This window comes from Lawsonibacter sp., assembly GCF_022777125.1.
Taxonomy (GTDB): Bacteria; Bacillota; Clostridia; order Oscillospirales; family Oscillospiraceae; genus Lawsonibacter_A; species Lawsonibacter_A hominis.
Genome location: NZ_JALFGV010000052.1, coordinates 1 through 3,646, shown reverse-complemented (window position 1 = coordinate 3,646; position 3,646 = coordinate 1). Strand labels below are relative to the sequence as shown.

Annotated in this window: 6 protein-coding genes; 1 reads left to right on the top strand and 5 read right to left on the bottom strand. The window is 68.8% G+C overall.

Annotation, left to right across the window (positions count from 1 at the left end):
* The 5 genes from MR825_RS04355 to MR825_RS04335 form a co-directional block, all read right to left on the bottom strand.
* Nucleotides 1–305: hypothetical protein (locus MR825_RS04355; protein WP_287879098.1), on the bottom strand; the 305-nt coding region annotated here is incomplete at its 3' end.
* The gene (locus MR825_RS04350) at nucleotides 302–1,051 is read right to left on the bottom strand and encodes an XdhC family protein (RefSeq protein WP_287879095.1); all 750 of its coding nucleotides are present in this window, start codon (nucleotides 1,049–1,051) and stop codon (nucleotides 302–304) included. The genes MR825_RS04355 and MR825_RS04350, both read right to left, overlap by 4 nt.
* Entirely contained in the window at nucleotides 1,039–1,842 is an 804-nt protein-coding gene (gene yqeB / locus MR825_RS04345) for a selenium-dependent molybdenum cofactor biosynthesis protein YqeB (protein WP_186907372.1), read from the bottom strand. The genes MR825_RS04350 and yqeB overlap by 13 nt, the downstream gene beginning before the upstream one ends.
* Nucleotides 1,830–2,552, bottom strand: a complete 723-nt coding sequence (yqeC, locus tag MR825_RS04340) for a selenium cofactor biosynthesis protein YqeC (protein ID WP_186907373.1) — start codon at nucleotides 2,550–2,552, stop codon at nucleotides 1,830–1,832. The genes yqeB and yqeC overlap by 13 nt, the downstream gene beginning before the upstream one ends.
* A 5-nt stretch (nucleotides 2,553–2,557) precedes the next feature.
* Nucleotides 2,558–3,124, bottom strand: coding sequence for a manganese efflux pump MntP (locus MR825_RS04335; protein WP_287879091.1), 567 nt, complete (start codon nucleotides 3,122–3,124; stop codon nucleotides 2,558–2,560).
* Nucleotides 3,125–3,381: 257 nt separating this feature from the next.
* Here MR825_RS04335 and MR825_RS04330 point away from each other — a divergent pair.
* The coding region (locus tag MR825_RS04330) for a nucleoside deaminase (RefSeq protein ID WP_287879088.1) at nucleotides 3,382–3,646 on the top strand (265 nt) is incomplete at its 3' end.

Here is a 3,646-nt window from a genome sequence, read left to right as displayed (position 1 = left end):
CGTTTGCCCGGCGCGCACGCTTTTGATACGCCGATCGGTGCGTTCTCTTCCAGAGCGGCCCGGAAGACGGCCTCCACGTCGGCCCGCTCCGCATGGCCCTCATGGACCTTTTCCCCGCCCACGTAGTAGCAGGGCACATAGTAGTAGTCGAAGGAGTCGGCATAATCCGCCTCCGCCCGCTCGTCCACGATGCGCAGGGGGACCTCCCGCCACTGGGGCCGTTCGGCCAGAAGCTCCTGCTGATAGGCCAGCGCCAGCTTACAGTGGGGACAGCCCTTCAGAATAAACAGCTGGATCTCTTTCATCTTCGCACCTCAAATTCCACGTCGATCTTGCCCCCGCACACCATCCCCAGCTCGGCGGCGGCGTGGGACAGATCATAGTGTTTCCGCAGCGGGCCTGCGCCATCCCTCCAAAGGGCCTGGGCGTCCAGCGTGACCTGATGCTCCACCGCGCCGCCGCCCACGGTGCCGACGCTTTGCCCGTCGGGCCGCACCAGCATCCAGGTCCCAACGCCCCTGGGCGCGGAGCCGCTCTTTTTCACGATGGTGCACAGCACCCCCGGCCCCTCCGGCGGCCGCACCGCGCCAGGACCCAGCCGGGCGCGGACCTGGATAAGCTCGGCCGCGATGGATACGGCGATCTCCGCCGGGGTCTGGGCCCCGATCTCCAGGCCGATGGGAGAATAGACCTGCTCCAGCACGCTGCGGGGCCAGCCCGCCTCCTCCAGCGCGGTCATCACTGCGGCCACCTTGATCCGGCTGCCGATCATGCCCACATAGGCCCGTTCATGCCGCAGCACCCATTCCAGGCAGGTACGGTCGAACACATGCCCCCGGGTAAGGATGACATAATAGTCCTGCGCCCCGCCGCCCAGCTGATCCAGCGCCTCCAGGAAGGGCATGCACAGCACCCGCGCCATGGGGAACCGGTCTGGATTGGCAAACTCCGGGCGGTCGTCGATCACCGCCAGCACGAAGTCCAGCCGCTGGGCGATCTGGGCTACCTGCAGGGACACATGGCCGCCGCCGCACAGGATCAGCCGTTCCATGCTCCGCCCCTCCTTCCAAAGTACAAAAGTCCCTCCAGCACGCCGCCGCCGATGGCGCGCGCCTTGTCGGAGACGGTAAAGCAGTGGCGCGCCTGGCACCGGGGATCAATGTCTCCGGCCTTCATGCCCTCCTCCACCGTCAGTCCCGCCGGGAGCATGCCCCGGACGATGCCGGTCAGCTCCGCGCAGGCCACCGCGCCGCCCACCCGGGCCACGGGCGTCCCCTTCGTCACCGGCTGGCCGATCCGGGCCAGCGGCTCGAAAATCCCCCGCGCCGGGGCGCGGATGATGCGCTCCCGCGTATAGCCGCCGATCTCCCCGGGCACGCCGGTATTGGGGATGGCGCCGCCCTCGGTGAGCAGCCGCCCCAGATCGTGGCCCCGCATGGTCTCCACCACGCCGTGGCAGTCCGTCCCGGCCGCAAAACCCGGCCCCAGGGCCAGCACCACGGGAGCGTCGGTAATGCGGGTGCCGGTGTTGCGCTTGGCCAGGATGGCGTCCACCAGCGCGTCAAAGGGCAGCGCGTGCAGAATTTCCGCCGCCGGATCGGCCAGCACCGGGATCTCCCCCGCCGTCAGAACGCGTCCGGCCTCCTCCGCCCCGGCCGCACGGCGGGCGGTGACTCCCTCCACGGCGCAGGCCCCGTCATAAATGCACTGGCAGAACGCCACGCTCCTCCGCACGGCGGTAGGCTGCTCCAGATCGGTCATGATCACTGAAAAGCCCGCCCGGTACAGCCGCAGGGCCGTGCCGGTGGCCAGGTCTCCCGCGCCTTTGATCAGAACCAGCATGCCCCTCCACGCTCCTTCTCCGTATAGTGGGTCACGGCGGCGCGCACGCCCCGCTCCCCCAGCAGGCGGCAGATCTCCGCCCCCCAGGCCGCCCGCTGCGGCGTGTCCGCCTTGTTCAGCAGGCACCGAAACGCCATTCGCTCTCCCAAGCCCTTGCGCCCCCCCAGCGGGTGCGCCAGCAGCAGCGCCACGTCCTGCGCCGTCACCGGCGCTTCCATGGACTTGCCCAGCAGGGCGCACACCCGCTCCGGCCGGTGGCAGACCGCCCCGATGGGGGCGCCTACGCTGTCCAGACCCGCCACCGCCACCACTGCGTCGGCCGCCGGCGGGATCACCGGTTCGTGCTCCGCCGGCGCCTTCAGCGGCCGCAGCCGGGCGCCGTCCGCTTCCGCAATCACCACGCCGGCCACCGCGCGGCACACCGCCACGCTGCCCGCCTCAGAGAGCTTGTCCGGGCGCAGGAAGCGGCCCAGGGTGATCACGCCGTGCCGCGCCAGCAGGGCGCGCAGGCGCTCCGGGTCCGGGTCGTCGGTCAGCGGCAGGCGCGGGTGGGGCATGATATGCGTGGTGGTGGTGACGATCACGGTGCGTCCCGTATCCCGGGCCTGCCGGGCCAGGGCATACATGGTGGAGGATTTGCCCCCCGCCCCCACCAGGGCGACCGCACGGTGCTCCGCCATATCCAATCCCAAAAGGCCCCACGTGTCCATACGCCTCACCCCATCAGATGCTCACACAGGATCTTGACGCCGATACCGATGAGCACCAGTCCGCCCACCAGCTCGGCCCGCCGCTGGAACAGGCAGCCCAGCCGCCGGCCGACCAGTCCGCCCACCACGGAGAGGACAAAGGCCACGATACCGATGATCCCGGCCGAGGAGAGGATATCCACCGGCATAAACGCCATGGATACGCCCACCGCCAGCGCGTCGATGCTGGTGGCAACGGCCAGTACGCACAGGCGCCGGGCAGACAGGTCGCCCGGGGCTTCCTCTTCCCCGCCGCAGCCTTTTCGCAGGGATTCCCATACCATCTTCCCGCCGATGAGGGCCAGCAGGGCGAAGGCGATCCAGTGGTCCACCGCCTCTATGTACCGGCTGACGCTGCTGCCCAGGGCCCAGCCCAGCAGGGGCATGAGGAACTGAAACACCCCGAACCAGCAGCCCATCTTCACAGCCTGCCTCCAGCCGAAGCCGGGCACGGAAATGCCGCTGGATACCGACACGGCAAAGGCGTCCAGCGCCAGGCTCACGGCAATGAGAAAAATCGCGATCAAATCCATCACCTGCACAAAAAGTTTGGTTGGCAGAAGAAACCGCCGATCCCATCGCCGTGTGCGCACCGGTGGGGATCTGGGTCCGGCCGGGCAAACGCGCAGGAATACGGCCGCGCTTCAAGGCGCCTTGCGCCGCCCGGGCAGCGTTCCTCCGGCCAGATGCGCGTGGGGAGCAATCCGGCGGTTCTTTTCAATTGATTCTAGCACATTTCCCGTTTATATGCTATAACAAAAGGGCGAACGCCACAAAAAAGGAGGGCCCCATGGAACCGAGAGAGTATATGCGCCAGGCGCTGGAATTAGCCCGCCAGGCCATGGAGGAGGGCGAGGTGCCGGTGGGCTGCGTCATCGTGCGGGACGGCGCGGTGGTCGGCCGGGGCCGCAACCGGCGGGAAACGGAACATACCGCCCTGGGTCATGCGGAGCTGGACGCCATCCGCCAGGCCTGCGGCGCCCTGGGGGGATGGCGGCTGAGCCGCTGCGCCCTGTATGTGACGCTGGAGCCCTGCCCCATGTGCGCCGGGGCCA